The organism is Mesorhizobium sp. M0077 (genome assembly GCF_040322955.1).
Taxonomy (GTDB): Bacteria; Pseudomonadota; Alphaproteobacteria; order Rhizobiales; family Rhizobiaceae; genus Mesorhizobium.
This window is the reverse complement of record NZ_JAMYUL010000017.1, coordinates 68,273-90,273: the sequence shown is the minus strand read 5'-3', so window position 1 is coordinate 90,273 and position 22,001 is coordinate 68,273. Positions and strand designations below refer to the sequence as shown.

General features: G+C 64.2%; 17 protein-coding genes, 1 tRNA gene and 2 pseudogenes. 9 read left to right on the top strand and 11 right to left on the bottom strand.

The genetic code is table 11. The features are described 5' to 3' along the window. The first annotated feature begins 108 nt into the window (after window positions 1-108). Genes NKJ57_RS26400 through NKJ57_RS26390 form a run of 3 tightly spaced genes read left to right on the top strand, consistent with a single transcriptional unit; the run spans window position 109 to window position 3,273 of the window. Window positions 109-1,152: a class II aldolase/adducin family protein gene (locus NKJ57_RS26400; protein WP_352513138.1), complete on the top strand. Its 1,044-nt coding sequence runs from the start codon at window positions 109-111 to the stop codon at window positions 1,150-1,152. Then, window positions 1,136-2,425: an FGGY-family carbohydrate kinase gene (locus NKJ57_RS26395; protein ID WP_031201226.1), complete on the top strand. Its 1,290-nt coding sequence runs from the start codon at window positions 1,136-1,138 to the stop codon at window positions 2,423-2,425. The genes NKJ57_RS26400 and NKJ57_RS26395 overlap by 17 nt, the downstream gene beginning before the upstream one ends. Continuing rightward, window positions 2,422-3,273, top strand: a complete 852-nt coding sequence (locus NKJ57_RS26390) for a TIGR01459 family HAD-type hydrolase (RefSeq protein ID WP_352513140.1) — start codon at window positions 2,422-2,424, stop codon at window positions 3,271-3,273. The genes NKJ57_RS26395 and NKJ57_RS26390 overlap by 4 nt, the downstream gene beginning before the upstream one ends. Before the next feature lie 74 nt (window positions 3,274-3,347). Here the strand turns inward: NKJ57_RS26390 and NKJ57_RS26385 are convergent, their stop codons facing one another. Genes NKJ57_RS26385 through NKJ57_RS26370 form a run of 4 tightly spaced genes read right to left on the bottom strand, consistent with a single transcriptional unit; the run spans window position 3,348 to window position 7,272 of the window. Then, the gene (locus NKJ57_RS26385; RefSeq protein ID WP_352513142.1) at window positions 3,348-4,529 is read right to left on the bottom strand and encodes a hypothetical protein; all 1,182 of its coding nucleotides are present in this window, start codon (window positions 4,527-4,529) and stop codon (window positions 3,348-3,350) included. 21 nt (window positions 4,530-4,550) lie between these two features. Continuing rightward, complete coding sequence (locus tag NKJ57_RS26380) at window positions 4,551-5,561, bottom strand: succinylglutamate desuccinylase/aspartoacylase family protein (RefSeq protein WP_023686805.1); 1,011 nt, start codon at window positions 5,559-5,561, stop codon at window positions 4,551-4,553. A gap of 2 nt (window positions 5,562-5,563) precedes the next feature. Further along, complete coding sequence (locus NKJ57_RS26375; protein WP_023670576.1) at window positions 5,564-5,908, bottom strand: RidA family protein; 345 nt, start codon at window positions 5,906-5,908, stop codon at window positions 5,564-5,566. A gap of 38 nt (window positions 5,909-5,946) precedes the next feature. Next, a complete protein-coding gene (locus NKJ57_RS26370) occupies window positions 5,947-7,272 on the bottom strand; it encodes an alanine racemase (protein WP_352513144.1) in 1,326 nt (441 codons plus the stop codon). A 71-nt stretch (window positions 7,273-7,343) separates the two neighbouring features. Here NKJ57_RS26370 and NKJ57_RS26365 point away from each other — a divergent pair, with 71 nt between their 5' ends. Then, window positions 7,344-8,285, top strand: coding sequence for an amidohydrolase family protein (locus NKJ57_RS26365; RefSeq protein WP_023735735.1), 942 nt, complete (start codon window positions 7,344-7,346; stop codon window positions 8,283-8,285). Here NKJ57_RS26365 and NKJ57_RS26360 read toward each other — a convergent pair. From NKJ57_RS26360 to NKJ57_RS26345, 4 genes are read right to left on the bottom strand one after another with little or no spacing between them, the layout of a single operon-like run. Next, window positions 8,259-9,230, bottom strand: a complete 972-nt coding sequence (locus tag NKJ57_RS26360) for an ABC transporter permease (RefSeq protein WP_023748645.1) — start codon at window positions 9,228-9,230, stop codon at window positions 8,259-8,261. The genes NKJ57_RS26365 and NKJ57_RS26360 overlap by 27 nt on opposite strands. Next, on the bottom strand, window positions 9,227-10,192 hold the full coding sequence (locus NKJ57_RS26355; RefSeq protein WP_023686801.1) for an ABC transporter permease: 966 nt from the start codon (window positions 10,190-10,192) through the stop codon (window positions 9,227-9,229). The genes NKJ57_RS26360 and NKJ57_RS26355 overlap by 4 nt, the downstream gene beginning before the upstream one ends. Continuing rightward, window positions 10,189-11,688 (bottom strand): sugar ABC transporter ATP-binding protein, encoded by a 1,500-nt coding sequence (locus NKJ57_RS26350; protein ID WP_352513178.1) that lies wholly within the window; start codon window positions 11,686-11,688, stop codon window positions 10,189-10,191. Before NKJ57_RS26350 ends, NKJ57_RS26355 begins: the two co-directional genes overlap by 4 nt. Window positions 11,689-11,715: 27 nt before the next feature. Then, on the bottom strand, window positions 11,716-12,768 hold the full coding sequence (locus NKJ57_RS26345; RefSeq protein ID WP_023748647.1) for an ABC transporter substrate-binding protein: 1,053 nt from the start codon (window positions 12,766-12,768) through the stop codon (window positions 11,716-11,718). A gap of 235 nt (window positions 12,769-13,003) precedes the next feature. Here NKJ57_RS26345 and NKJ57_RS26340 point away from each other — a divergent pair, with 235 nt between their 5' ends. Further along, window positions 13,004-13,804: an IclR family transcriptional regulator gene (locus NKJ57_RS26340; RefSeq protein ID WP_023686799.1), complete on the top strand. Its 801-nt coding sequence runs from the start codon at window positions 13,004-13,006 to the stop codon at window positions 13,802-13,804. 670 nt (window positions 13,805-14,474) lie between these two features. Here NKJ57_RS26340 and NKJ57_RS26335 read toward each other — a convergent pair. Further along, window positions 14,475-14,819: a hypothetical protein gene (locus NKJ57_RS26335; RefSeq protein ID WP_081725440.1), complete on the bottom strand. Its 345-nt coding sequence runs from the start codon at window positions 14,817-14,819 to the stop codon at window positions 14,475-14,477. Window positions 14,820-15,231: 412 nt separating this feature from the next. On the opposite strand from NKJ57_RS26335, the gene NKJ57_RS26330 reads away from it, so the two are divergent. The 3 genes and pseudogenes from NKJ57_RS26330 to NKJ57_RS26320 all read left to right on the top strand — a co-directional run. Continuing rightward, window positions 15,232-15,609, top strand: coding sequence for a hypothetical protein (locus NKJ57_RS26330; RefSeq protein ID WP_502882127.1), 378 nt, complete (start codon window positions 15,232-15,234; stop codon window positions 15,607-15,609). A gap of 68 nt (window positions 15,610-15,677) precedes the next feature. Further along, window positions 15,678-15,791: pseudogene (locus NKJ57_RS26325) on the top strand (SDR family NAD(P)-dependent oxidoreductase); the annotation flags it as partial. Window positions 15,792-15,975: 184 nt separating this feature from the next. After that, window positions 15,976-16,101: pseudogene (locus NKJ57_RS26320) on the top strand (glutathione-dependent formaldehyde dehydrogenase); the annotation flags it as partial. 469 nt (window positions 16,102-16,570) lie between these two features. Here NKJ57_RS26320 and NKJ57_RS26315 read toward each other — a convergent pair. Next, a tRNA-His gene (locus NKJ57_RS26315) sits at window positions 16,571-16,647 on the bottom strand. Window positions 16,648-16,993: 346 nt separating this feature from the next. Beyond that, a complete protein-coding gene (locus tag NKJ57_RS26310) occupies window positions 16,994-17,452 on the bottom strand; it encodes a phasin (RefSeq protein WP_023669330.1) in 459 nt (152 codons plus the stop codon). A 324-nt stretch (window positions 17,453-17,776) separates the two neighbouring features. Between NKJ57_RS26310 and NKJ57_RS26305 the strand changes: the two genes are divergently transcribed. Further along, entirely contained in the window at window positions 17,777-21,796 is a 4,020-nt protein-coding gene (locus NKJ57_RS26305; protein ID WP_023692374.1) for a PAS domain S-box protein, read from the top strand. The last annotated feature ends 205 nt before the right edge of the window (window positions 21,797-22,001 follow it).

Here is a 22,001-nt window from a genome sequence, read left to right as displayed (position 1 = left end):
CATTAGATCACTATTGACGTAAGTCGCTCGCATCTGCGATACACATCAACATCCCACGACGGGTATCCGAAGCTGCGAGGCTGACGGAGCTGATAGAGGAAATGCGCCATGGCGAGCTATGCGGATGCGCAGGAAATGGCTGCTTTGCGGGCGCTTTCGGCCAGCATCGGGCGCAATCCAAATCTGACCCAGGCCGCCGGCGGCAACACCTCGCTGAAAGCCGGCGACACGCTGTGGATCAAGGCTTCCGGCACATGGCTGAAGGATGCGCTCTCCGAAGACATCATGGTCCCGGTGGCGATGGCGCCGCTGCTCAGGGCTGTCGAACAGCGCGACAGCGCCGCCGACCAGCCGCAGATCTTCGCCATCGAGACGCTCAACGCCCGGCGCCTGCGCCCTTCGATTGAAACCACCGTTCACGCGCTGATGCCGCAGCGCGTCGTCCTGCATGTCCATTGCGTCGAAACCATTTCGCTGGCGGTACAGGCCAATTGCGAGGTGGAAGCCGCCAGACGCCTTGATGGTCTCAAATGGGCGTATGTTCCTTATTTCCGGCCAGGCCTGCCGCTTGCCCAGGGTATTGCCGAGCGGCTTCAGGCTGGGGTCGACGTGCTGATCCTTGCCAATCACGGGCTGGTCGTCGCGGCCGATACCGTCGCCGAGGCCGAAGTGCTGCTGCGCCGCGTCACGCTGCTTCTGGCGCGGCCGGCGCGCCAAGTGGCGGAACCGGATGTTGCGGGATTGGCGGCGCTGGCCGGGAAAACCGGTTACAGGCTGCCGGCGGAAATCGAGGCGCACGCCGTCGCCATCGATCCCGAAAGCCGCCGCATGGCGTCCGGGGGCAGCCTCTACCCCGATCACGTCATCTTTCTGGGTCGGGGGTCGGTGGTGGCAAACCCCGGTGAGGATGTGCCGCGCGTCATCGAGCGGTGCGGTGCAAACCCCGTGGCGATCCTGTTTCCGGGGCTGGGCGTGCTGATGCGCGGCGATGCCAGTGCGGGCGCCGACGCCATGCAACGCTGCCTTGCCGACGTGACGGCACGCATCGACATTGCAGCGCGGCTGAACTACCTCACCGCCGTCGAGAACGATGAACTGGTCAACTGGGACGCCGAGAAGTATCGCCAGAAACTCAATGCCGCCAGCCGCTGACACGCCGCTTGCCATAGGCATCGACATCGGCACGTCCGGCGCGCGCGCGGTCGCCATGCGTCCGGATTTTTCCATTGCCGCGCGTTCCGCCGTTTCGCTCGAGTTGTTTGGCCGGAATGCCCGCGACCCTGCAGTGTGGTGGTCAGCGGTCGGCGCAGCGCTGGCGGAACTGCTTTCGGGCATCGACCGAACAGTGGTCCGATCGATCGCTGTTGACGGCACTTCAGGTACGTTGCTGCCGGTCGACGGCGCCGGGCGGCCGCTGGCCGAGCCGTTGATGTACAACGATACGGTCGCCGACAACGCCATTCTGGTCGCGATCGCTCGCGAAGCCCCAGCGACCAGTGCCGCACTTGGGGCAACGTCCGGTCTTGCCAAGGCGCTCTGGTTCCAGCGCACGCCCGGTGTTGCCGCGGTGCTGCATCAGGCGGACTGGATCGCGGGACAATTCTCCGGTCGCTTCGATGTTAGCGACGAGAACAATGCCTTGAAAACCGGTTACGACGCCACGGCCCGCTGCTGGCCGGACTGGATTGCGGCCACCGAAATGCGCATGGAGTTGCTGCCCGGTGTCGCCAGGCCGGGCGATGTCGTCGGCAAGCTCACCGCGGATGCCGCGGATGTGTTCGGCTTACCGCGCGAAATCGCCGTCGTCGCCGGAACGACCGATGGCTGCGCCTCGTTCCTGGCAACAGGTGCCGCGGCAATAGGCGACGGCGTCACCGCGCTGGGGTCGTCGTTGACCGTCAAGATCCTGTCCGACCGGCCTATCTCGGCGCCACGCTTCGGCATCTACAGCCATCGGCTTGGAGATGTCTGGCTGGCGGGCGGCGCATCGAACTCCGGCGGCAAGGTGCTGACACAGCATTTCCCTCTGGCGCGCATCGTCGAGCTGAGCATGGCGATCGACCCGATGACCGAGACCGGCCTCGACTACTATCCTCTTGCCACTGCAGGCGAACGCTTTCCGATCGCCGATCCGGCACTGCCGCCGCGTCTTGTGCCCCGACCGGTGGAGGACGCCGACTATCTGAAAGCCATGTTGGAGGGTATCGCCGCGATCGAGGCGCTCGGTTATGACAGGCTCGCCGAGCTCGGCGCGCCGCGGCTGACGTCGGTCAGAAGCGTCGGCGGCGGTGCGGCGAATGCCGCCTGGACGGCGATCCGGCGGCGCAGACTTGGTGTTGATTTCCTGCCGGCACTTTCGGACGAAGCCGCCGCCGGCACGGCGCGACTGGCGCTGACGGGCGCAAGCGCGGCGGGGCTTCTATGAGCGCGAAAACAGTCGAACACCTCAACGGCGTCAACCAGCTGGCCGAGCGCTATGATGTTTTCCTGCTCGATCAGTTCGGCGTGCTGCATGACGGTGCCAGCCCCTATCCAGGGGCGGTGGAAGCACTGTCGACGCTGAAGCGCGCCGGCAAGACCATTGTGCTGATCTCGAACTCCGGCAAGCGGGCGGGGCCCAACGAGAGCCGGCTGCTAAAGCTCGGCTTCGAACCGGGAAGCTGGGACCATTTTGTTTCTTCCGGCGAGGTCGCGTGGGAGTTCTTCCACGACATGGCGGTATCCGGAAAGCTACTGCCAAACACGAAATGCCTGTTGATAAGCCGCGACGATGACCGCTCGGCGATTGAAGGTCTGCCCTTCGCATTGACCAAGGACGGTGACGATGCCGAGCTGGTGCTGATCTCGGCCAGCGAGGGCGACCGCTACGATCTCGAGCACTATCGCCGGCTTCTTGCGCCGGCTGCGGTGCGGCAGGTGCCATGCTTCTGCACCAACCCTGACAAGATCATGCTGACGGCAGTGGGGCCGCGCTTCGGCGCCGGCCGGCTGGCGGATCTCTACGAGGACCTCGGTGGTAGCGTCACGCGTATCGGCAAGCCTTACCCCACTATATTCGGCGCTGCGCTAGCGGTGGCAGGCAATCCAGACCGCAGCACTGTGGTCTGCGTCGGCGACAGCGTCGAACACGACATCGCCGGCGGACTTGCTGCCGGCGTGGCCACGGTGCTGGTTCTGTCAGGAATATTGGCGGACACACCTGACCTGTTCGACCTATTAGACACGATGGACGCCTACCCGGATTACACCATGGATGGCTTCAGGTTTCGCTGATTTGATTAACCCGGCAGCGCTCGCGCCCGAATCCGGCCTCAACGCCTCGTGGCCACGAGCATTGGCCGGCTGGCTCAAGACTGCCGAACAGCGCGGATCCAGTCGAGCCGCGCGGCTGGAATGAGGCCGTAATTGTAGAAATTGACGCCGTCCACACCGGGCGCCAGCGCCGGCTTCACCTTGGCCGCGAGGATGTCGGGGCGGGCCATTTCCGGATAGAACAGCCGGTAGCCGGCGCCGAGGAATTTGTCCGCGCCCAGTGCCGCACGGCCGGCCGCCATCAGGCTGGCGACATCGCCGGCCTGCATGTCGTAGGCGCACAGGATCGCCCCGTCGCAGACCTTGCCCAGCGCTGCCAGATCGCAACCGCCAAGCCAGCCGTCTTTCAGATCGATAATGACGACCCGCGTCGTGGGATCGGCTACCTCGCGCAGTTCGGCGACCAGGCTGGTCACTGGCTCGAATCGCCACAAGAGATAGGCATGGAGCTCCGGCCACGGCGCAAAGGCGTCGAGGCCGCAGGCGGGGAAATCGGGAAAGCGCCGCTCAGGCACCGCACGCTCGCAGGTCTCGACGATCCATTGCCTGGTGAGCTTACGCGCCGCCTCGGCATCGATGCCGGCTTTTGCCGCACGGGCGACGCAGGACGGACAGAAGCACAGAGACAAAAGAAAATCGTCTTCCGGCGTCAGCCCGACACCGTCCTTCTCGTGATGGTATTCATGGGCAAAGCCCATGAAGGACGGGCTTTCAAGTTCTATCCGGTCCGGCCGATAGCTGTGCGAGATGTCGGCGATCAGCGCGCGGACATAGGCGCGCGCATCGGGATGGGACGGGCAGAGATTGTAGTAGTTGGCATCGCCGAAGGCGTTGCGGGTGACGGCCTGCGGATGCAGCATGCCCAGGCGGGTGTTGTGCAGGCAGACCGTCCAGCACGAAACGCCTAGCCCGCCCGCGTCGCGACGGCGGATGAGCTGACCGAGCACGTCGCCGCCCTCGGTGATCACGTCAGCCACCTTGGGTTGGATGGCTAGACTTCCCCAGCGCGCAGCGGTCGGCTTGAAATAGATGGTGCCGTCCTCAGGGAAATAGGCCTTGCGGCGCGGACTGCGCGGCTGCAGGAAGCGCCCGGCATGATAGGATGTCGCCAGGCTGATCATGTTGAGCCCGGCGCGCCCGACAAGATCACGTTCGACCGTCTCCAGGCCGAGATCCTGGATGTCCCAGGGATAGGTCCACATGGACAGTTGCTGCATGGAATATCCTCTGCCTTTGGCTCAGCCGTCGACCGGCTCTGCGACTTGCATTAGGCAGTCGCCCGCCTCACACATCGTGTGCAGCCGGCGCGACAGCACCAAGCCGCTTTCGGCGAAATGTAGGGCCTCCTCGGCAACATCGAGCCGCTCGAGATCGTGGTACCAGCCGGCCAATTGTCCTGAAGTGACACTGTCGCCGAGCCTGGCGGCGGGCTCGAACCAGCCGCGGCGGGTGGCATAGAGGCCCTGGCTGTGCCTGGACAGGGACAGCAGCCTTGTCGGCGCCGAAGGCTTTTCGCCCGCGCCAAGAACCGGCGCGTCGACCACACCCATTGCTATCATCAGACGGTCGAGCGCGCGGGCCGTGATCGCCATCGAATCGACCGTTGCGGTGCCACCGCCGCCGAACTCACCGCTGACGCCGACGGCGCCGGCGCGGCGCGCTGCGCCCATCGAGGTTGGCGAGGCCTGGCCGTTATCAGCGATAAAGCCGTAGGGCATGCCGAGCGTGCGCATCAGCTCGACGCCACGCCGGTGGCGCTCGGGATCGGCGTTGCGTTCGACCAGCGCGGTCGGCAGATGCTCCATCGACGTGCCGCCCGAATGGATATCGAAGACGACGTCGTGACGAGGAAACAGCTCCGTCTCAAGGAAATTGGCGAGCCGGCTTGTCGGCGTTCCCGAGGGATCGCCGGGAAACGCCCGGTTGAGATTGCCGCCGTCGAGCGGCGAGCAGCGCTTGGCGGCCATCACCGCAGGGGCGTTGGCCATCGGCATGATGGTGATGCGGCCCTTGATGCGCTTCGGATCGAGCCGGCGCGCCAGTTTTGCCAGCGACAGCTCGCCCTCATATTCGTCGCCGTGATTGCCGGCCATCAAAAGCAGTGACGGGCCGTCGCCATTGCGGATGAGGCAGATCGGCACCTTGACCTGAAAGTAGGGCGAGCGATCGATCGAGAACGGAATGCTTAGATGGCTGAGCGTCTTGCCGTCGCGGTCGAAATCGAGCGTGTGGGCGAGGCCGGTGTGCATGGTCAGACCGCCGCGACCGCGGTGATTTCGATGCGCAGATCAGGGTCGGCAAGCCGCGCCTCGACGCAGGCCCGCGCCGGCAGGCGGGCAGGATCGATCCAGGCATCGTAGATGCTGTTCATGGCCTCGAAATCACCGATCTGCGGCAGGAAGATGTTGACCGCCACCAACTTCGACTTGCTGCTGCCGGCCTCGACCAGCAGCGCCTCGACTTTGGCAAGCACGTCGCTGGTCTGGCCTTCGATGCCGGCCTTGCGATCGTTGGCCACCTGGCCGGCTATGTGAACGAGGCCGCCATAGACGACTGCCTGCGACATGCGCGAGCCGGACTGAAAATACTTGATCATATCGGATCCTTTCGAGGTTCTCTTTTTCGGGGATCTGGTCAGCCGAACCAGGTGGGGAAAGCGTGGCGGACGTGGCCGGTGGCGTCGACCCCGAAGATCACACGATAACGGTCGAGGCAGGTGCAGGGGTGCGAGATGCCGAATTCGATGACGTCGCCGACGGCGATGTCGTCGCTAGGCGCAATCGACAGGAAGGCATGCTGGTCGTTGAGCTTGACCACCTCGGCGCGCGCGATGGGCGTCGGCGACGGCTTCCCGGCGCGGAAGACCGTGAGCAGCGTTGGAAATCCCTGGTCGAACGACACGTCGCGCATCCCCATGCCGCAGATGACGAGGCCGGGCTCAGGCCGCGACAGCACTTCGGCCCACAGGCGTAGCGCAGGGCGAAAGGAATGCCGCGCCGAAGCGCTGATGCCGCCTATGGCAAAACCCTTGCGGGCATCGAGGGCGCCGAGCGAACGGTCATAGGTGCCGTGGTCGTGGAAGAAGATGGCGCCACTGCGCAGCACCAGCGTTGCGTTGCCGTCGCTGGAAACGAGGGGTGCAAGCGCCGCGACCGCCTGGTCGAAGAAGGCGGAGCCGCCGGCTGTGACGATCAGCGGTGCGTCGCCGCCGACGCGGGCACGCAGCCGCAGGAACATGTCGGCGGTCATTGCCAGCAGGCCGGATATCACCTCATCGGTGCGACCGGGCTCGGGTTGCGCCGCCGCCCCTTCATAGGTCGCAACGCCGGCGATCAGCAGCCGCCCGCCGGCAGCCGTGATCGCATCGGCGATGGCCTCGGCTTGCGCGGTGGTGCGGGCGCCCGCCCTGCCCGCACCAAGTTCGACCAGCACGCGCAGCGGCGGCAGCGCCGCATTGGCGCGCCAAGCCTCGGCAAGCGCGTTCACGGCGTCGACCGAGTCGGCAAAGACATAGAGCTCGGCATCCGGCCAGGCACCAGCAAGCACGGCCAGCCGGTTGGCGCCGCCGGCTCCTCCAACCTCATTGGCGATGATCAGCCGTGTCAAGCCGGCCTTCAGCATCACTGTCGCTTGCCTGATGTCGGCGACCGTCGTGCCCCATGCGCCGGCCTCGACCAGCGACCGGGTAAGATCGGGCGCCATCGGCGTCTTGGCATGCGGAGCGATCGCAACATTGTGTTCGCGCGCATAGCGCAGGAACAGGTCGCGATTGGCGGAGAAGGCCGCCTCGTCGAGGGTCAGCACCGGAAGCGCCATGCGTCCATCGGCCGGATGCCAGTGCTCGGCCGCGACAAGGCTGCTGTCCAGCCCGGTTGTGCCGGGAGGCACGCCGCGGATGCGGTCGTCGAGCCGAAAATTTTCGCGCACCGAAAGGGCTGGAACCGGTGAGTTTTCAGTCATGCGATGCTAACCCTTTTACCGTCGCAGAACGAAGCCAGGATCGATCGCCGGTCACAGCCTGAGAGAGATACGTGCCAGAACCTTACGCCGGACCGATCATCGACGCCCATCATCATCTTTGGGATCTCAGACTGGGACGGCATCCCTGGCTCGCCGCCACGGCCAGCGAGCGCGGCGGCCTCGGCGAGCTTGGCCCCTTGCGGCGGAACTATCTGCCCGGGGATTATGCGCGCGATGCCATAGGGCATAATGTCATCGCCACCGTCCATGTCGAAGCCGGCTGGGCGAGTGGCGACTGCATCGGAGAAACGCGCTGGCTTGAAACACTCGACAAATCGCGCGGCGTCGCCGCCCGCTATGTCGTTCACGTGCCGCTCGCCGATCGCCAGGCGCCGGCGCTGATCGAAGCGCAAGCCGCGTTCGAGCGTGTCGCCGGCGTGCGCGACATATTGAGCTGGGATCCCGACCCTGCCCGCCGTTTTGCGGCCCGTGACGGCATCATGGACGATCCGGCCTGGCGCGCCGGGCTTGCCTTGCTTGGCCAGCATCGGCTGGCCTTCGACATGATGGTGTTTCCGCGCCAGCTCGCCGACGCGGGGCTGCTTGCCAGGGCCTTCCCCGATCAGCAATTCGTGCTCAACCATTGCGGTAGCCCGATCGACCGCGACGCCGATGGCATGCAGGTGTGGCGCGACGGGCTGCGGCTTCTGTCGCAATGCGACAACGTCGCCATCAAAATATCGGATCTGGTCGCCTACGATCATGACTGGACGCTCGACAGCCTGAAGCCCGTCGTCCTGCATTGCATCGATTGTTTCGGCACCGGTCGCGCCATGTTCGGCAGCGACTTTCCGGTCGCCGGCCTGCATGCCTCGTTCGATGACATATATGACGGCTTCAAAACCATCACAGCGGACTTTTCCGCCGACGAGCAGACGGCGCTGTTCTTCGGCAACGCAAGGCGCATCTATCGGCTCGACGATGTGTCATCGGCGCGCCTGCTCCCGGCCTGAGAGCAGCAGCAGGCCGAGGATCAGCGAGCCGAACAGGATGCTGCGCCAGCCGGGCGATGCGTTGACGACGGTGATCAGCGCGGTGATGGTGACCAGCAGGATGGCGCCGGGGATGGTGCCGGCATAGGTGCCAAGCCCGCCGAGGATCGAGGTGCCACCGAGGACCACGGCGGCAATCGAGGCGAGCAGATAGGGATCGCCGATGCCGACATAGCCCTGTCCGTTCATGCCCAACACGAGCACGCCGGCAAGTCCCGAGCAGAAGCCGCTGATGCCGTAGACCGCAAGCGTCGTGGACGTGACCGGAACACCGGACAGCGCCGCGGCAAGCGGGTTGGCGCCCATGGCAAAAATCCGGGCGCCGAGCGATGTCGCATGCATCGTGGTCAGCACGATCACCGAGACGACCACCCACAACAATACGCCAGCGGGAATGCCGGCCGGCCGGCCATTGCCGAGCCAGTGGACCAGCGGGTTCTCGGCGGTCACGGCGCTGCCGCCGGCGATGATGATCAACAGACCCTGCAAGAATGTCGCCATGGCCAATGTCATGATCATCGGGTGGACGCGCAGCAAAGCGACGCCGAGCCCGTTGACCAGGCCGATTGCCGTGGTCAGCACCAGAACGGCAAGAATGGCGGTGATGCCGGTCGGATCCACCTGCCACGACAGCAGCGGCAGGCTGACGGCGCTGACCGTGACGATGGCCGCGACGGAAAGGTCGATGCCGCCGGCGATCACCACAAAAGTCTGGCCCGCGGCAACCAGGCCGATGACGGCGCCGAGCTCCACCAGATAGCGCAGATGGCCATAAGCGCCGAAGCCGCGCGAAACGAAGCTCGCCACGATCCAGACCGCGGCAACGATGGCAACGGTGAGAAACGGCCGGCTGCGCAGGACCGTCAGGGCGCGTTTGCCGCCCGCGCTGTCATTCCATGCTGTCATTGCTGTGCCTTGCGGAATTGCGGGATGGCGACCGCGCCGATGATGATCAGGCCCTGGGCCACATATTGTGCGACCGGCGTGAAGCCGAGGAAGAACATGACGCTGATCATCAGGCTGAGCAGCAGGCTGCCGGCAAGCGCGCCGCGCATCGTGCCCTGGCCGCCGAGGAAGCCGATGCCGCCGAGCACCGCAGCGGCAATCGAGTTCAGGGTAAAGGCGGCGCCGATGACCGGGTCGCCCGAACCGGTCTGTGCGGCGACGAACAAGCCGGCGCCGGTGGAGAGCAGACCGCTGATCGCATAGGCCGCAATGCGCGCGCCGTCGACCGGCACGCCGGAGCGATAGGCGCCGACCGGATTCTCGCCGGCGGCATAGAGGCTCAAGCCAAGCGGCGTGGCGAGATAGAGCTTCCACAGGAGAACGATGAGCACCAGCAGCACGAATGCCGCCGGTGTGTTGCCGGCAAGCAGGTCGGACAGCCACGCCGGGATTGCGCCGCCGGGCCGCGGCAGGATCAGCAGTGCGGCGCCGCCGATGATGAACGACCCGGCAAGCGTCACCACGATGGCCGGCAGCCGAAGCCGTACCACGATGAAGCCGGTCGCCGCCCCGATGCCGAGGCCCGTCAGCGCCACCGCGGCAGTGCCCCCGGCGACGCCCAGCGGCCCGGCCATCGTCGTCGCGGCGATGACCGCGCCCAAGCTGACCGTCGCGCCGATGGCCAGGCTGATGCCGCCGGTGAGCATCAGGATCGCCTGCGCCATCGCGACCAGAGCCAATGGAAACCAGCTCTGCGTGAATTTGGCGAAGCCGGACGCCGTGAACAGACCCGGAAAGAGGACGCCATAGGCGATGAGAAACACTAGGACGACGGCAAACAGGCTGCGCACGCCGACATTGCGACGCAGTTGCACCGGCCAGTAGAGCGCGCCGGTCTGCCGGGCGGAGGAAGATGTGTTCATGCCGCAACCTTCCGCTGTTCGGCGCCCATCGCCGCGGAGACGATGGCTTCCTCGCTCAGCGCTCCACGCGCCAGCATGGCGACGATGCGGCCTTCGCGGACGATGGCTACACGGTCGCAAAGGTGCACGAGTTCGGGCGTGTCGGAACTGAGCAGCACGACCGCCTTGCCGGCGGCGGCGAAATTGCGAAGCATCATGTAGATCTCACGCTTGGTTTCGACGTCGACGCCGCGCGTCGGATCGTTGAGCAGAAGCACCAACGGGTCGTGCGGCATCCATTTCGCCAGCGCCACCTTCTGCTGGTTGCCGCCCGATAGAGCCTGCGCCGCCCGGCCGAGGTGACCCTTGATGCCGAGTTGGGCGGCAAGGCTTTTGGCCGTCTCGCGCTCTGCGCAGCGGCTGCGCAGCTTCAGCGCCGGCAGCCTGGCAAAGGCGGGCAGCATCATGTTGGTGATGATGGGATGGATCAGGTGCAGGCCCTCGCGCTTGCGATCCGCGGGCACATAGGCCAGCCCCAGCGCGTTGGCTTTCGGCACGCCGCCGGGCAGGCCGGAGGCGCCGTTGACGGTCGCCGACGCCGTCCGTGCCGGAATGGCGCCGTAGAGACCGAGCAGCAGATCTTCCTGCCCTTGCCCGACCAGGCCGCCAATGCCAAGCACTTCGCCCGTTTTGATATCCAGATCGACGTCGCGCATCAGGCCGGCCGAAAGATTTCGGACGGAGATAGCGTCGGCAAGCAAACTGGAAGGCTGCCATTGCGGAAAAAGATCACCGGGATCGCGGCCGACCATCAGCCGAACCAACCCGGCGGCGTCGGTGCCTTCCAGGGTGCGGTCGGCCGTGCAGGTGCCGTCCTTCAGCACGGTGACGTGCTGGCACAGCGCCATGACTTCGTTCAGTCGGTGCGAGATGTAGAGAATGGCGATGCCTTCGCCGCGCAACCGCTGCAGCAGATCGGTGAGGATTTTGGTTTCGGTTGCCGATAGCGACGATGTCGGTTCGTCGAGAATGAGCACGCGCGGCCGGCGGTAGAGCGCCTTGGCGATCTCCACCATTTGGCGGCGGCCGAGCGACAGATTCCCGACCGGCGTCGACAGCGGCTCGTGCAGCCCGACAAGTTCGCATGCGGCCCTCGCCCGCGCAGCGAGTTCGCGGTAGTCGATCAGGCCGAACCGTTTGGGATAGGCGCCGAGACCAACATTTTCGGCGATGGAAAGACTGGCCGTCAGGCTGAGTTCCTGCTGGACGACGGCGATGCCGGCCTGCCGCGCAACAGCTGGCGTCATGCGTGAGACCGCGCGTCCATCGACCTCGATCGTCCCGCCATCCGGTCTCAAGGCGCCGGACAAAAGGTTGATCAAGGTCGACTTTCCGGCGCCGTTCTCGCCGAGCAGCGCATGCACGCGGCCCGGCTGGAGAGCGATTGAAACGTCGCGCAGGACGGGGTTGCCGAAGAAAGACTTCGACACCCCGCGCGCCGCGAGCAGCGGAGCCATGGTTGTCAACGCTACAACCCTTCAGGCTTATTTCTGAGCCAGCAGCTTCTTGAACAGCTCCTCATCGTAAGGAGAAAAGATGTAGCCGTCAGCCGGGAAGTCCTTGGCCCGGGCGAGGTATTCGTCGATGTTGGAATTGTCGATCACCGGCAGCGGAATCTTGACGAAAGCCGGCACATCCTTGCCTTCCAGCGCCTGAACGGCGGTGTAGGTGGCGAAGGCGCCGAGCCAGTTCGGCTGCATCGTCGCCCAGCTCTTCAAGCCCTTTTCTTTCCAGAGTTCCAAAAACTGCCGGGCGTTCTCACCGGTGATCGGCACCTGTTCACGGCCCTGCTTGTCGAGGGCCAGCACGGCGCCTGCCGACAGAGCGCCGCCGAGCGACAGGATGCCGTCGATCTCGGGGTTGGCGAAGAGCAGGCTGGTGACGGCTTCCTGTGCCGGCGCGACGTTGTAGGGCGTGTTGGTCTCGGCAAGCACCGTCACGTCGGGATGGGCCTTGAGCTCAGCGTCGGCGCCTTTGCGCCTGTCATCGCTGACCGAAACCCCGGCGGGGCCATTGAGGATCAGGATCTTGCCCTTGCCGCCGATGGCGTCGATCAGGAACTTGGCGGCCTGGTCGCCCCATTGCGAAGAATCGGTGTTGACCTTGGCGGTGACCTTGTCGGTGTCGACGAGGCTGTCGAAGTTGATGATGGCGATGCCCTTGGCGCAGGCGTCGGCCAGAACGCGTGCCGGTGCGGTCGACGAACCGGCGATCAGGATGATGGCGTCGACATCGGAATCGATCATCGACTGAATCTGCTGGATCTGGACGTTGGCATCGCCCTGAGCGTCGGTGACGACGAGCTTGTCGACCAGTCCCTGCTTCTTCAGGGTCTCGACTTCGGCTTCGATCGTGCCTTGGGTCTGCTTCATCCAGGTCGGCACGGAATAGATGTTGGCCCAGCCGATCGTGTACGGCGCCTTGCGGTCGCCCTTGATGCAGTTGGCGGCAGCATTGGCCTGCGAGGCGACGCCAAAGCTCAGCACGAGACCGAGGCAAAGCGCGCTGGCGGATGCGAAAAACGGTGATTTCATCATGACTGTTCCCTTCAGAGGTTGTGGCCTCGACGTGCAGAACAAGGGCGAGGAAACCCGTCGGTCGCCGGGTCTTGGAAACCGTGTGTCCTCTCGGGATTTGTCTGCGTCCGGCTCGTTAGTTTGTCTGGTATTTCAGACAATGTGTCTGTATATCGGACAAATTGGATGCTAGACCGAGCCTTGACATCTTTCAAGCGCCTTGAGACGAGAACCGAAATGATTTTGGCGGATGGTCATGAGCGACGGCACTAACGATGCGATCGGGAAGGAAGCCGGCGCGGAGCCGCGCAACGGCGAACGACGACGCGGCATTGACCGCGTCATCATGCTGCTCGAGGCGTTGCTGCGGCACCGCGCGCCAATGCGCGTCGGCGACATCGCCAAGATGATCGGCGCGCCGCGTTCGACCACCTACGAGATCGTCAACAGCCTGCTCGACGCCGAAATGCTCGAAAACGTCGGCGGTGAAGGTTACGTCTATTTCGGACGCGCCATGCATCTGTTCGGCTGGGCCTACTCACATCACAACGCCCATTACCGTCGCATCATCGAGACCTTGGATAAGTTGGCCGCCGAGACAGGCGAGACGGTCCAGCTATGCGGCCTGCGTGGCAACAAATACGTCGTTCTGGACTGCCGAGATTCGCCGGGCCCGTTCCGGATCTCAAGCGATGTCGGGGTCGAGGTGCCGATCCCATGGACGGCATCCGGACGGCTGCTCCTCGGCCATATGAACGAGCAAGAGTTGAGGGACTTCATCCCATCTGGCGACTACAAGCTTCCCGACGGCCGCATCATTGCACCAGCCGAATTCTTTGCCGATGTTGCCCTGGCCCACCGGCAGGGTTTCAGCGAGACCGCCGCTCTGGCGGACCGCTTCACCTGGTGCATGGCAGCGCCCATCCACGACGGCCACGGCGCCATCAAAAGGACCTTGTGTCTGGTGTTACCCGTCGACACGCCGGAGCCACGGCGCGACGAACTGCTTGCGTTGCTGCGCGAGCGCGCCCGTGGACTGTCTCTGGCGGGAGGCTGACGATCAGCCGTCGTGCCCTCAGGTTGAAGCCTCTTAAAGGCACATGGATTCCGCTCTTCCCCATTGGTTCCATTTAGGCTCCGGACCTTAGTCCCATAGTCGGTGGATAAGGTCCAAACCAGGGAACACGCAACCGGAAGCCACATTAGGAGAAGACCGTCGATCAAAGTCCCTTCATCGCCGGTTGAGGATCCCGCCGCTCTTACTGTCGAGAGCGCGGCGGGATCCTTACGCGCGGAGCGAGCACATGAGATTTGTCGAGATTTTCACAGATGTGCTTACGGCCCTGCTTCTCGCTTTATTCGTGTGCGGGATATTCGCTGTTTTCGGAGGCCATCTGGTTCCTCCACGCTACGCAAAGATGGTGTTGCTGCCGGACCTCGATAAGATGACGACTGCATCATCTACACCCAGCTTGCCCGATTCCATCGACTTGCAAGTTCAAAAGCGCCCAGAGGTGCAAAGGTCTGCCGGCGTGACACAGCGCGCAGTCGGTCTGGAGCCGCCAGTGCCATCCAGCAAGCGGTAAGAATCAGCGGAGGTTTTGTGGCTCCCCAGCTATCAGAGAGCGCCGGCGATTATTGACAGACCCGGCTCTTGAAATTGGCTGAAATCGCCGCTCCACATTTCCGCATCTGCTGTTGGATGTGTTCATCAACAGGTCCGAACGCTATGGCGAAGCAGGTTGAGTTGGCGGTGTCCCTGGCTGATCCCCGCCAGTGCTTGATCGCGGCGTTGGATCCTTGTCGAGCTTGGGATTTCGGTCCACCGGTTCACCATTCACATCATCGGCCTTGGAGTTTGCCGGGTCCGTTTCGCCTGGATTTGGGCTGTAAGTATCTGGCGATGGAACCCGGCTGTTTTGTTGTGTCGCCGGTGTCTTAGCCTGCTCGCCATAGATTTCAGCGATCCCCCAGGCAACGAGCGCCAAGACAAGGCCGGCCAAGAGCACGCCAAGGACCGGTCGCCCCAAGCCACCCTGCCTGGCCCGCTTTTCCGGAATGTTTCTGCTCATGATCGCAACCTTGGGCTAAGAGGAGTGGCCCGCGCTCCAGGAGCGAAGACGCGGGCAGTCAAGAGCTCCGGATGTTGGCCATGCGGCGAACAGGGAACTCGCTGCACATACCGAACTCGCTGGCGCTGTTGATGTTCCCACGGAATCCAAACAGCGCGCCGCCGGGAGCCGGACTGGCAATTTGGGTTGGAGTGGCTGGAACGAGCCAGCTCAAGGTCAACGAGCGGCGGTGTGCGTAAGCGGGCATTGCGAGCCAGACTGGAACTTTGCCGAATCTGCCGCGTTGCCGACCATGGCCGACTACAACAGACCACCAATCCGGTGCTGACCGGTTGCAAGGCCCGCGTTGCCACCAGGGACATCTGTTTGAAGGCTATCTGAATTTGCTCCTCGTTGTTGGCGATTCCGCCCGATGGAACATCCTGATCCGCTCGCGGTTGGGGAAGCCCGGGCCAGCGGCAGGAGCATCATCATGAACGTCGAACGTAACCCGGCCGAAGACAGAGGCGATATTCAGTCTGGGGTGACAGAGGACAAGACGCCGGGATTCGACCCGGCGGCGGCGCCTATGGAAACCGATGCCGAAGCAGCAGACACCTGCGCCGTGCCGGTTCCCGCAGCGACGGGCACGCCGGCTTTCGCTAATCAAGCAAGCTTCGCCAATGCGATGCGGCGGCCGGACGACGAGCGCGCCCCGGCCCCGAGTAAAAACGGCCCGGTGCTGGCCATTGTCGCGCTTGTCGTCGTTGCCGCCGTCGTGTTCGTTGTCGCCGCGATGCTGGCGCGATAGCAGATCCTGCGCTTGCGCCAAACCTCTGCCCTGCGAAGCGATCAGGGATGCGGTCGTGGCAGCAGGCGATCAGCGGCTGGAAAAACAAGCTGCAGGTTGCAGCGGCGCATGGAACGCCGGCCGGCACCCTGGCCGAGCAGCATTGCGGCATGGCCGAACCCGGCTCGGCCGCCAAGGGTTGAGGCCGGATGCTCGTTCGAAGCGGGAACATTTCACATCAAGCCAAGTTCGGGCTTGCAGAGCTTGTCGTCAAGGAACAGCACATGCAGGCCCTCACATGGCACGGCAAAGGCGACATACGCTGCGATCAGGTGGCCGATCCGACGATCCAGGATGAACGCGACATCGCTGCAGAAAGTTCACAACAGCGATATCGACCCGTCATTCGTGATCACCCATCGGGCTGGCCTCGAGGCCGGGCCCGAGCTTTACAAAACCTTCCGCGACAAGGAGGACGGCTGCATCAAAGTGGTGATGCGCCCGCACGGCTGACCGTTCTATCCAATGGCCCGACTTTGTTGTCCGGCCGTCTGCATGCTGAAAAGGCGAGAGTTGAAAATGGCCAAGGATAAACCCGCATCGACAAACCCGGCCGCCACACCCCCGGTCAGGTCGCCTGACGCCGCCGGCCTGCCACATCCCCGTCGCGATGCTGAAGACAGCGATTCCGGCGCCAAGCCGACGGCACCCAAGACCGCTGGCGCCCAGCAAGCGTCCAGATCGCCGCTCGACAGCCGTATTGCAAATCGCAATGCCGGCCGTCCTCGTCAGGCAGGCACGACGCCTCGGCCGACCGACGAACCGCTGGAGTAAGATGAAACCTAAGCTGCGGCGCGGGTATCCGCACCGCGGTGTGTGTGCGCAGTCAGGGTCTTCCTGCCCTGCCGAAAGGGCCATACAGGTGTCTTGATCTCTCGTGGATCGTCGGGATCGGCAATCAATACTTTAGCGGGAAATTCGATGGTACCGTTGGCTGGGATCGAACCAGCGACCTCCGGATCCACAATCCGGCGCTCTAACCATCTGAGCTACAACGGCACGTTCGCCTGAGCCAGATCGTGGTGAAAATTCACTCTCCGAGATCCGCTCTGTCGTTCGGCGATGCGTCCAATACGGTCTATCAGAGACTAATTCAAGGCCTTTGATAAGGCAAAGCCGGTTCTGCCAACAGGCGCCGGTTTCTTCGGCAAAAGAAAAAGGCCGGCGGGAGGAGGTGCCGGCCTTTTCCTGTTACGAGCCAGCGGGAGGAGGTGCTGGCTGGTCACCCCGGAGAGCAGAGGGAGGAGGTTCCACTCGCCGGGTATTCATTTGGACAACTCTATCGCACACCTATTTGTCTGACGAAATGCGACGTTTTGATGCATCGCAGAGTTGTGCGCAATTATTAGGCGGCCTTGATGTCCTTCAGGGCCTTCTCGAAAGCGGTCTTGACCGGCTTGGAGACGTCTTCGGCAGCCTTCGAAGCAACAGCCTGGAAGTCCTTGGCCTGCTCGACCGTGGTCTCGACGCGCTTGCGCAGGAAGGCGGTCTGCAGTTCGACCACTTCCGACAGCGACTTGGCGCCGATGAGGGCCTCGAGATGCGAGAAGCCGGCTTCGGCATTGGCGCGCAGAGCGGCGATGGTCTTGAGCGACAGGTCGCTGGAAACGGTCTTGGCAGTCTCGAAGGTCGATTCCAGGACTTTCTGGGTCTCTTCGGCGCCGGTCTTCAGCTTGGAGTAGGCTTCCTTCGACTGCTCGACGCCCTTTTCGGCGAAAGCGCGGATCTGATCGGTTGCCTTGGAAGCGTCGAAGCTCGGGAATTCGACGTTTTCGATGGTCTCAGCGGTCTTGGCCTTGGTCATTTTCCATCCTTTCGGGGTAGCGGCTTTGACAAAAAGCCGTCTCGTTCATGTATGATGGCAATATAGCGGTTTTTTTGTGCGATGCAATATCTTTGTTGCAGTGCACCATAATTTCTTCCCATGCGTTACCCCAAGAGGTTACCCAAGGGCATCCCGAGGGGCTGTTAACCAAGTGGCCAGAGATTCCACCTGCTTCCCGCCATGGCTTGTGGACCTTCGCCGCGCGGGCTTTTATTAACAAAGCGTTAACTGCAAATTGCCCGCCTTGTAGGTTCGCCAAGAGGGGTTCGCCAAGAGGTTTCACCGAAAGGGTCCGCCAAGCGCATGCCTTCCGAGAACTACTCTTTCCTCGATGTCGCCGTGCTTGATGCGGTTCGCCAGCGCTTCGCCGCCGGCGACGCGATCGCGATTCTGTCGGCCGACCTCGAACAGGTGATCTGGGCCAACGGCCCGGGCGCTGCGGTGTTCGGCTATCCCGACATCGAGGCCATCATCGGCGCCTCGGCACAGCTGCCGCTGATCGCCAGGCGTCAGATCATGGCGACCGCGGGCTTCCCGCAGATCGGCAGCGACCGCGCCATTACGGTACGGCTGGCGACCGGCATCACCAGCCGCGCCGTCGGCTTCCTGGCCAGTGCGGTGACTATGCCGGACGGCGAAAGCGCCATCATGCTGGTGGTGCCGGCAGCGCAGGCCGGCTCGCGCAGTGCTGCCGACATTGCGGCCCGCGCCATCAGCGGCTTTACCGAAGACGGCCATTTCATCGCCTTTGTCGACGCCGCCGGCACTGTCGAGGCGGCTTCGGATGGCTTTGGCGCGCTCGCCATCCGGCCTGAGACGCTGGCCGCGCTTGTCGCCGACGTGGCGAGCCAGGACGACCGCATCGTCAAGCGGCTGGTCCCCGGCGGCGCCACGTCCTATCCGGCCGGCTTCGCGCGCCTGACCGAGTCCAGGCATCTGCTGGTGGTCATCGACGAGGATCAGCTCGGTGAGGAAAATCCTGTCGGCGAGCTGGATGCCGAACCTGCTGCAGCGCAGGTCGACGATGGCCCGGCGCAAGCCGCCGCGGAGAACGCGGTAACGGTGGATGCGGTGGCTGACCACCCCACCGCAAGCGGGAATCAGGGCGCCCCACTCGCGGCCGCGCCTGATGTCGGGGAGACAGGTCGGGCTGCCACCGAGCATGATGCTTCGGCGTCAACCGATACAAAGGCGGACCATCGCGAGCAGACGACCGGCCGCGAGCAGGCGGCGAATGACAGCGCGCCGGCGCAACATGATCATTGGTACTTCCATGCCGGCGAAGAGCCGCAGGCTGGCGAGCCGGACAGCCCGGCGCAGGCCGAGCCGGACTCTGTTTCCCCGGCCGAGAGTGCGCAGTTGGACTGCAGTGCCGCTGCGCCCGCCCTGCCCTCTGACGCAGCCCCACCGGCTGCGCCTCCCGCCAAACGTGAGATCGACCGCTCGGCGCCGCCGCTGCGCTTCGTCTGGCGCACCGACGCCGAGGGCAAGTTCAGCGCGCTGTCGCCGGAATTCGGCGACATTGTCGGCAAAGCCGCCGCCGACGTGATCGGCCGCCGCTTCAAGGACGTCGCGACAATTTTCGGCCTCGACGCCTCGGGCGAGATCGCGGGCCTGCTTGAACGGCGCGACACCTGGTCGGGCCGCTCGGTACTGTGGCCGGTTGCCGGCTCCGACCTGAAGATACCGGTCGATCTGGCAGCACTGCCTGTCTATGGCCGCAGCCGCGCCTTCGAAGGTTTTCGTGGTTTCGGCGTCGCCCGCGCCGGCGATGCGGTGGTCGATCCGGAAGCAATCGGCATGGCGCTGGTCCCCAATGGCGCGCCAGCGGCAGCAGCCGAGCCGGCCCCGGAACAGCCCGTGGCGGAAGCTCCCAGGGCGGCCGATCCGTTCGAGGGCGAAGTGCCGGCACTGACCATCGTGCCGAAGCAGGAACGTCGTTTTGCCGACAAGGTCATCCGGCTGGCCGAGCATCGGCAGCCCGCCAACGACAAGCAGCCGACAAGCGAGAGGGGCCTGTCGACGCTGGAGCGCAGCGCTTTCCGCGAAATCGGCGAGCGGCTGAAGAAGGACAATCCCCCCCCGGAGCAGCCGGATGCCGGCAAGCAGGCCGAGCCGACCAGGACCAGTCAAACAACGCCGGACGAGGCCAGGCTGGAGCGGGCCAAGGGAGATCATCCCAAACCGGACCATGTCGAAGCGGACCAGGCTCAAACAGCCGCTCCAGCCCGGCAAGCCGCCGAGGTCTCGAGTCCGGACGAAGCCGGCCCGGCTGCCGCGGCTGAACCGTCGGCCTCCGCGCCCGAAAGCGAAACGGCTGAGGCCGAACCGCCGGAAAGCGATGCCGAGGACGAAAAGGACCTGGCGCGGCTTGACGGCGAGCAGCCGGACGACGGCCTTGCGGACAGCGAAGCAGGCGAGGCGAAGGCGCCGACAGTGTCGCGCTCCCTGCTCGACTATGCCGATCCCGAACCAGGCTCCGTCACCGGAGACAGTACGGAAGCGACGTCTTCCAAAGACGAACCGGCGCCGGCTCCCGAACCGGATGATACGCAAGCGCAAGAGATCGTCGAGGCCGCAGAGTCACAGCCGGTTGTTGCCGAGACGCCGGCCAATGCCGGTGAAGACGACAGCATGACGTCGGCCGATTTCCGCGATGCCGAGGACAATGAGGATTGGGCGCCGTCCGACGAGGCGACTGACTCGGCCGTGGAAGACGGGGACAAGGCCGGCGATGCGGACACAGTGCCGGCAGAACCACAGCGCCTGAAAGTGCCGCCGCTCAAGCTTGAGGGGTTCATGCCTTCGGCATTCTCGGCCGGAGATGAACACAAGGCCCCTGACACGTCGATCCTCGGCAAGCTGCCGGTGCCGCTGCTCATCCATTCGGGCGACGAGCTTCATTACGCCAATGAGGAATTCCTCGGCCTGACCGGCTATGACACGCTTGAGGACCTGAGCGACGCCGGCGGGCTCGACGCGCTGTTTGCCGATCCCTATTCAGAAACGGCCGGCGAAAGCGACCACACACTCAAGCTGAAGACGCGCGAGGGCCAGGAATTTCCGATCGAAGCCATTTTGCGTTCGGTGCCGTGGCGCGCCGGCAAGGCGCTGATGCTGGTGGTGCGACGTACCGGCGATAACGAGCCGCCGATGGTTGCGCATCTCGCAGCCGAGGAGCAGACGCAGCCCGATGTCTCCGAACTCAAAGCGCGCATTGCCGAGATGCGCACCATCATCGACACCGCGACCGATGGTGTGGTGTTGATCGGCCGCGACGGCGACATCCGCTCGATCAGCCGGCCGGCCGAGGCGCTGTTCGGCTTCGACAGCGACGACGTCAGCGGTAAACCGTTCGCCTCGCTGTTTGCCATCGAAAGCCAGCGCGCGGCCCGCGACTATCTGAACGGCCTGTCCGAGCCCGGCGTGGCGAGTGTGATGAACGATGGCCGCGAGGTGATCGGGCGCGAGGCGCAAGGGCGCTTCATCCCGCTGTTCATGACCATCGGCAGGCTGCCCAATGACAGCGGCTTCTGCGCCGTGGTGCGCGACATCACGCAGTGGAAGCGGGCCGAAGAGGATCTGACCCAGGCGCGCGCGGTGGCCGAGCGCGCCTCCTCGCAGAAGACCGATTTCCTCGCCCGCATCAGCCACGAGATCCGCACGCCGCTCAACGCCATTATCGGCTTTTCCGAGCTGATGGTGGACGAGAAGTTCGGCCCGGTAGCCAATGACCGCTACCGCGACTATCTCAGAGACATCAACCGCTCGGGCAACCATGTGCTCGATCTCGTCAATGACCTCCTCGACATTTCGAAGATCGAGGCCGGCCAGCAGGAAATGGACTACGAGGCGGTGTCGCTCAACGATACGCTGGCCGAGACTGTGGCGATGATGCAGCCGCAGGCCAACCGCGAGCGTGTCATCATTCGCTCCAGCTTCGCCTCGCGACTGCCCGAAGTGGTCGCCGACCTCAGAAGCGTGCGCCAGATCGCGCTCAACATCCTGTCCAATGCCATTCGCTATACGCAAGCCGGCGGACAGGTGATCGTGTCGACCGCCTATGAAACCTCCGGCGACGTTGTCATGCGGGTGCGCGATACCGGCATTGGCATGAGCCATGCCGAGATCGAGCAGGCGCTGAAGCCGTTCAAGCAGATCAATGCGCTGAAGCGCGGGCGTGGCGACGGCACCGGTCTCGGCCTGCCGCTGACCAAGGCGATGGTGGAAGCCAACCGCGCCCGCTTCACCATCACCTCGACGCCGGGCGAAGGGACGCTGGTCGAGGTCGCCTTCCCGTCGACGCGGGTGCTGGCCGAATAGGGCCGGCCATTCCCGGGCGAGAATCCCGGACAAAGAAAAGGCGTCCAACAGGACGCCTTAAATGGGATTTGCTGTCACAACGGGGGCTTGAGCGAATCTGATCCTCAGGGGACGAGGAACGGGATTTCTCCCTCAAGTTACGTGCGACTATCGACGCCGGGCCTTAACAACTCCTTACCGGCCGTCCAAAAAATTTACGAATGTG